Source organism: Cohnella sp., from assembly GCF_041641335.1.
Classification (GTDB): Bacteria; Bacillota; Bacilli; order Paenibacillales; family Paenibacillaceae; genus Cohnella.
Map to the genome: position 1 here is coordinate 24109 of NZ_JBEPYQ010000085.1, position 6759 is coordinate 30867.

Consider the following 6759-nt stretch of genomic DNA (forward strand, 5'->3'; position numbering starts at 1 on the left):
CAATTGGAAGGGTCCTGATGGACTGCGTTTCCAGATCATCCCTTTTCTAGAATGCGCGAGAAGTTCGATTACGCTTAACGAACAGGCCAATAGGGTATAGTAAAGTCGAGGTGGCAAACATGATTACGAAATCAATACCGAATTTATTTACCATAGGTAACCTGGGTTTGGGCGTAATCGCCATCATCCTGGCATTCAATAACGATACGAACAGTTCAAATACGGCCGCGCTGCTGGTCATCATCGCGATGTTATTGGACGGATTGGACGGTCGCGTGGCGCGCGCGCTCAACGCCCAGAGCGAATTCGGCAAGGAGCTGGACTCGCTGTCGGACGTCATCTCCTTCGGGGTCGCTCCGGCGTTCATTATGTATCAGGCGGCTTTCCAGGGAGTCAGCCCCGCGCTGGCTTGGATCGTGACGGCGATCTTCCCGATATGCGGAGCGCTGAGGCTTGCTAGATTCAACGTTATAGACGGCATTCCGGGTTATTTCATCGGGCTTCCGATTCCCGCAGCGGGAGGCGTGCTGGCCACGCTGGCCCTGTTCAAGGGCGAGCTGCACTATTCCTTGCTGCTGCTGAGCACGCTTGCGCTGTCGTTCCTGATGGTCAGCAACATGAAGTATCCGAATTTCAAGAAGCTGGGACTGCCGAGGAAAGCGTTCTGGGCGATTCCGGTCGTCGTGCTTGGAGCCGCGGTGCTCGCTTATATGTTCCAACAGGCGATTCCGAAGGTCATTCTGGCCTTGCTGCTTCTGTACGCGTTATGGGGACTAAAAAAAAACGTTGAAAGCCTGCTCCCTTCCAGAAGAAGAGCCGCTCGAAGAGAAGCGGCCGAAGACGAAGAACAATCCAAGCACAGCGCATAACGACGAATAGACGAAGGCGCCGATTGTCCCCCTCGAGGGGGCGGATCGGCGCCTTTATTCACGATTCAGAAAGTATAAAACCCGCTATCCTTATCTGAAATCGTCTCCGACAAAACGCCTTCATCGTCCAGAGGACGCCGAAGGCGTTTTTGCTTGGTTTGCCGGGCGCAACTACGTAAAAGCAGCCTCCCGGCTCAGGGGCTGCTTTCGTTGTCGATCGACGGACGCCTATCTCAGGTCAGGTGAGGTTAAACCAGCCGAGCGTTGAGCATTTCTCCGACTCCCTTGCGACGACGTCCTCGAGACTGATGTCCAGAAGGTTGCACATGGCCGACATGTAGAAAAGATTTTTGCCCATTTCGTTGCGAATGATTTCACGGCATTGCTCGCAGAGCTCGCCTTCCATATGCGATTTCGATTGACGATTCGCCTGGTCCAGCGGCATCTCCTCGGAGAAACCTTGATTCCGGGCGTTCAAAGCGATGCACCCGCACTCCGTAATGGACTTGGATACGGCCCGGTTCACGGAGGCATTGGATTGACTGAACTTCGTGACGACGTCGAGCAGACTGCGATGGCGGAGCAACAATTCCGACACCTGACTTTGAAATTCCTGAAGCGTAGGCGCGCCCATCCGTTCCACCTCGGTTACCTTTTATTTACTTTTTCTCCTCCATTATAGAGCAAGGGGGATGAGAATTCAAAGAAAGTTACGATTTCTAAAGAAACTTTAAGATGCGTCCGGGGGGAAGGTTAGCGAGCGGAAAATTGGAACATACTAGTAACGAGAATTTTTCGATTGCGACAAGAGAGGGAGTGATTTCTATGATTATGAGAAGAGTGATCCAGACGTTCGGGTTGTTGATCGGAGCGTTGCTGGGTCAGCAAATGTCGGCTTCGCAGCTTGCTTCCGAGTCGCCCTGGATGGGAACTCTGCTGGGCGCAACGACGGGATCGGGCGGTACGCTGAGCCTGGTCGTCGGAGCGGGAGCGGGATTTCTGCTGGCTACTTCCGTGTCGACGCCGCTGTCGCGCGCGTTGAAGCGCGGGATCGATCGGCTGTCCGACTACCCGATGTCGGAGCTGCTGACCGGTATGATCGGGTTGATTTTCGGGCTCGCGCTATCTTCCTTCCTGTATCCCTATATCACGGATGTTCCATATGTGGGACAAGTGTTGGCGGCGGGAACCGCGCTTGCGCTCGGATATGCGGGGTTGGTCGTCGGCCTGCGGAAAAAGGACGAGCTCGGCGTGCTGCTGCTGGAACGCAGAAGGGTCGAGACGACCGAGAAGTCGGGGCCGCGTTACGAGGAACATAAGATTTTGGATACGAGCGTCATTATTGACGGCCGGATCGCGGACATCTGCAAAACCGGATTTATCGAAGGCACGCTTGTCATTCCGGAGTTCGTGCTGGAAGAGCTGCAGCACATCGCCGATTCCTCGGATCTGCTCAAGCGCAACAGAGGGCGCAGGGGACTGGACATTCTGAACAAAATTCAGAAAGAACTGGACGTCAAAGTACTTATCTACGAAGATGCGAACGAAGAGCCGGGAGAAGTGGACAGCAAGCTCGTAAAGCTGGCCAAGGCGATGCAGGGCAAGGTCGTCACGAACGATTTCAATCTGAACAAAGTATGCGAGCTGCAGGGCGTATCCGTCCTGAACATCAACGATTTGGCCAATGCGGTCAAGCCGGTCGTGCTGCCCGGAGAGGAAATCATCGTGCAGGTCATCAAGGACGGCAAGGAACATGGACAAGGCGTCGCTTATCTGGACGATGGCACAATGATCGTGGTGGAGGGTGGAAGGGACTTTATCGGAACGACGATGGAAGTGCTCGTGACGAGCGTGCTCCAGACTTCGGCGGGCCGAATGATCTTCGCGAAGCCGAAGCTATTGGAAAAAGCGCTCTGAAGCGGTATGATAATAGAATTACGGGCGGGACGCGCTCCAGTGTCCCGTCTTTTGTTTGTTATTCTAGGATCGTGCGTGGGGAGATCATGCGAATGTCTTGGGAGTGGGGGGCCGTGGTTGTCGCGGCGGGTAGGGGCGCCCGGATGGGCGCCCCGGACAACAAAGTGTATCTGGAGCTGGCCGGCAGGACGGTGCTGGATCATGCGCTGGGCGCGTTCGAGCGCTGCGCCGCCGTATCCGCCGTCGTACTGGTCGTCGGAGAAGGAGAGACGGAGCGGGCGACGGAGCTTGTGGCTGCGGGGGGCTACGGCAAAGTCTCCGACGTGATCGTCGGCGGCGCGGAGCGCCAGGACAGCGTGTACGCCGGGCTGACCGTTCTGCGCACGGAGGGTGTGCTTGTCCATGATGCGGCTCGGCCGCTCGTGGGCCCGGAGCAGATCGCGGCTTGCTGCGCGGCTGCCGAGGAGCACGGGGCGTCGGCGCTGGCCGTGCCCGTCAAGGACACGATCAAGGTGTCCGACGGGCAGGGCTTTATCGTGGCGACGCCGGAGCGCAGCACGCTGTGGAGCGTGCAGACGCCGCAGGCGTTCGGGCGGCTGGAGCTGATGCGGGCGCACCGGCAGGCGAAGGAGGACGGAGCGGCGGCTACGGACGACGCGATGCTCGTGGAGCGGCTGGGGCGCAAGGTGGCCATCGTCCAGGGCGACTACGCAAACTTGAAAATTACGACGCCGGAGGATCTGCCGATCGCGGAGCTTCTGCTGGCCAGGTCGAGGCGGCAGGGGGAGGCGGCGAAACGGCAGGACATAAGGGAAGACGGCAGAGGCCATCGATCGGGGAGGGGCAATGACATGATTAGAGTGGGACAAGGATTCGACGTGCATCAACTGGTGGAGGGCCGCCCGTGCATCATCGGAGGCGTAACCATCCCGTACGAGAAAGGCCTTCTCGGCCATTCCGACGCCGACGTCCTATTACATACGATCAGCGACGCGATTCTCGGGGCTTTGGGCTTGGGGGATATCGGGAAGCATTTTCCCGATACGGACCCGGCGTTTAAGGATGCCGACAGCGTGAAGCTGCTCGAGCATGTCTGGGGGCTGGCGAAGGAGCGCGGGTACAAGCTGGGCAACGCCGACGCGACGATCATCGCCCAGGCGCCGAAGATGGCGCCGTACATTCCGGCGATGGTCGCGGTTATTGCGCGCGCGCTCGAATGCGATGAGTCGCAGATTAACGTTAAGGCGACGACAACTGAGAAGCTTGGCTTCCCGGGCCGCGGCGAAGGCATCGCTTCTCAGGCGGTCGTGCTGCTGGTGAAGGAGTAAGGTTAGGCACGTCGCGTCGAGAGAGTGTCGAAGGCCAAAAAAGTGCCTCGGCGCTGCCCAAGCCGCGGGGCCAAGGCCAGAAAAGTGCCTCGGCGCTGCCCAAGCCGCGGGGCCAAGGCCAAAAAAGTGCCTCGGCGCTGCCCAAGCCGCGGGGCCAAGGCCAAAAAAGTGCCTCGGCGCTGCTCAAACCGCGGGGCCAAGGCCAGAAAAGTTCCTTGGGACTGAGCGGCCGGTCCTCTCCCGGAGAGGCATAGCGCTCGAGCTCAGCGCGATATATACACGATTGATCAAGGAGGAACGGATTATGTCCACTAAAGTCCGCGTACGTTATGCGCCGAGCCCGACGGGGCATCTGCATATCGGCAATGCGAGAACCGCTATTTTCAACTACTTGTTCGCCCGTCATCATGGGGGAGAGTTTATTATCCGGATCGAGGATACGGACGTTAAGCGCAACGTCGCGGGCGGCGAGGAGAGTCAGCTTAAGTACTTAAAATGGCTCGGCGTCGATTGGGACGAGAGCATCGACCGTCCCGGGGAGTACGGGCCGTACCGCCAGACCGAGCGTCTTGATATTTATCGCGCCCACACGCAGCAACTGCTGGATCGTCAGCTTGCTTATCCGTGCTACTGCACGGAGGAGGAGTTGGAGCGGGAGCGCGAGGAGCAATCGGCGCGCGGCGAAACTCCGAAATATTCGGGCAAATGCCGTCATCTGAGCGCGGAGGACAGAGAGAAGCTGGCGGCGGAAGGCCGTGTGGCGAGCATACGTTTTACGGTGCCGGCTGACCGGACTTATACGTTCCAGGACATCGTCAAAAGCGAGATTTCGTTCAAGTCGGAGGATTTCGGCGATTTCGTCATCGTCAAGAAGGACGGCATTCCGACATACAACTACGCGGTAGCCGTCGACGACCATCTGATGGCGATTTCGCACGTGCTACGCGGCGAGGATCACATCACGAACACGCCTCGTCAACTGATGATCTACGAAGCGTTCGATTGGACGCCTCCGGTATTCGGACACATGACGCTGATCGTGAACGATCAACGCAAGAAGCTGTCCAAGCGCGACGAATCCATCGTGCAGTTTATCCAGCAGTACGAAGAGCTGGGCTACCTTCCCGAAGCGCTGTTTAACTTCATTACGCTGCTCGGTTGGTCTCCTGAGGGAGAAGAGGAGATTTTCGGCAGGGAGCAGCTGATCGAAATTTTCAACGCCAACCGTCTGTCGAAGAGCCCCGCGGTGTTCGATACAGCCAAGCTGAGCTGGCTTAACCAGCACTACTTGAAGCAAGCTGAGCCGGAACGGGTGCTGGAGCTGTGCCTGCCGCATCTGAAAGCGGCCGGACGGCTGCCGGAGGCTCCGAGCGAGCAGGAGCTGAAATGGGCTTCCACCTTGGTGACGCTGTTCCGCGACCATCTGCGGTTCGGAGCGGAGATCGTCGCTCTGTCCGAGCTGTTCTTCCAGGAGAAGCTGATCTTCGACGACGAGGCGAGCACGGTGCTGGCGGAGGAGAGCGTTCCGGCCGTACTGCAATCGTTCCGCGAGCAGATCGAGGCAGCGGGCGAGGAAGGCTTCACGATCGACAATATGAAAGCATTGATCAAGGCGGTGCAGACCGAGACCGGGGTCAAAGGCAAAGGCTTGTTCATGCCGATTCGCGTCGCTTTGACTGGACAGACGCACGGACCGGACCTGGGCGGCACGATCTGGCTGCTGGGCCGGGACAAGGTGCTGAAGCGTCTGGCGTGAGTTTGGCTTGGCGGTAGTCGGCAGTTTGCGGAGCGATAGCAGCCTGCCGGACCGGTCATTGCTGCGTGCGAATGGGAGTTCGGCTAGATAACGGTCTGCGGGACCGTTAAATGCTCGGACGGGGCAGTTGGCGACTGATTAACGGTCTGCGAGACCGCTAAATGCTCGGACGGGGCAGTTGGCGACTGATTAACGGTCTGCGGGACCGTTAAATGCTCGGACGGGCAGATGGCGACTGATTAACGGTCTGAGGGACCGTTAAATGCTCGGATGGGGCAGTTGGCGACTGATTAACGGTCTGAGGGACCGTTAAATGCTCGGATGGGGCAGTTGGCGACTGATTAACGGTCTGAGGGACCGTTAAATGCTCGGATGGGGCAGTTGGCGACTGATTAACGGTCTGCGGGACCGTTAAATGCTCGGATGGGGCAGTTGGCGACTGATTAACGGTCTGAGGGACCGTTAAATGCTCGGACGGGGCAGTTGGCGACTGATTAACGGCCTGAGGGACCGTTAAATGCTCGGACGGGGCAGATGGCGTCTGATTAACGGTCTGGGGGACCGTCAAATGCTCGGACGGGGCAGATGGCGTCTGATTAACGGTCTGCGGGACCGTTAAATGCTCGGACGGGGCAGATGGCGTCTGATTAACGGTCTGAGGGACCGTTAAATGCTCGGACGGGGCAGATGGCGTCTGATTAACGGTCTGCGGGACCGTTAAATGCTCGGATGGGGCAGTTGGCGACTGATTAACGGTCTGCGTGGAGCTAGAATAAAAAGTGGACACCTCATAAGAGCAGACAGATAATGAATACAACAAGAAAATGAGGTGTCCGGTATGGGGGAGCAAAGACAGCATTACAGCGAAGAATTCAAAGAGCAAGTCGTT

At 57.9% G+C, this 6759-nt stretch carries 5 protein-coding genes and 1 pseudogene; 5 read left to right on the plus strand and 1 reads right to left on the minus strand.

Features of this window, described 5'->3' with window-relative positions; genetic code table 11:
• Positions 1-119: 119 nt before the first annotated feature.
• Positions 120-869 carry a CDP-diacylglycerol--serine O-phosphatidyltransferase gene (pssA, locus tag ACESLM_RS23490; protein ID WP_372635056.1) on the plus strand — a complete coding sequence of 250 codons (750 nt, stop codon included), beginning with the start codon at positions 120-122 and terminating at the stop codon, positions 867-869.
• Positions 870-1107: 238 nt separating this feature from the next.
• Here the strand turns inward: pssA and ACESLM_RS23495 are convergent, their stop codons facing one another.
• The gene (locus ACESLM_RS23495; RefSeq protein ID WP_094050654.1) at positions 1108-1503 is read right to left on the minus strand and encodes a nucleoside triphosphate pyrophosphohydrolase family protein; all 396 of its coding nucleotides are present in this window, start codon (positions 1501-1503) and stop codon (positions 1108-1110) included.
• Between the two features lie 194 nt (positions 1504-1697).
• Between ACESLM_RS23495 and ACESLM_RS23500 the strand changes: the two genes are divergently transcribed.
• The 4 genes and pseudogenes from ACESLM_RS23500 to gltX all read left to right on the plus strand — a co-directional run bounded on the left by ACESLM_RS23500 (position 1698) and on the right by gltX (position 5870).
• Positions 1698-2786: a PIN/TRAM domain-containing protein gene (locus tag ACESLM_RS23500; RefSeq protein ID WP_372635061.1), complete on the plus strand. Its 1089-nt coding sequence runs from the start codon at positions 1698-1700 to the stop codon at positions 2784-2786.
• A gap of 92 nt (positions 2787-2878) precedes the next feature.
• Positions 2879-3541 (plus strand): annotated as a pseudogene (ispD, locus tag ACESLM_RS23505) (2-C-methyl-D-erythritol 4-phosphate cytidylyltransferase); the annotation flags it as partial.
• 96 nt (positions 3542-3637) lie between these two features.
• The gene (gene ispF, locus ACESLM_RS23510; RefSeq protein WP_372635063.1) at positions 3638-4114 is read left to right on the plus strand and encodes a 2-C-methyl-D-erythritol 2,4-cyclodiphosphate synthase; all 477 of its coding nucleotides are present in this window, start codon (positions 3638-3640) and stop codon (positions 4112-4114) included.
• A gap of 304 nt (positions 4115-4418) precedes the next feature.
• Positions 4419-5870 carry a glutamate--tRNA ligase gene (gene gltX, locus ACESLM_RS23515; protein ID WP_372635059.1) on the plus strand — a complete coding sequence of 484 codons (1452 nt, stop codon included), beginning with the start codon at positions 4419-4421 and terminating at the stop codon, positions 5868-5870.
• Positions 5871-6759 lie beyond the last annotated feature (889 nt).

Bases quoted from the DNA above. Each gene is read 5' to 3' on its own strand.
- pssA (WP_372635056.1), top strand. From the start codon at position 120: ATGATTACGAAATCAATACCGAATTTATTTACCATAGGTAACCTGGGT.
- ACESLM_RS23495 (WP_094050654.1), bottom strand. From the start codon at position 1,503: ATGGGCGCGCCTACGCTTCAGGAATTTCAAAGTCAGGTGTCGGAATTG.
- ispF (WP_372635063.1), top strand. From the start codon at position 3,638: ATGATTAGAGTGGGACAAGGATTCGACGTGCATCAACTGGTGGAGGGC.
- gltX (WP_372635059.1), top strand. From the start codon at position 4,419: ATGTCCACTAAAGTCCGCGTACGTTATGCGCCGAGCCCGACGGGGCAT.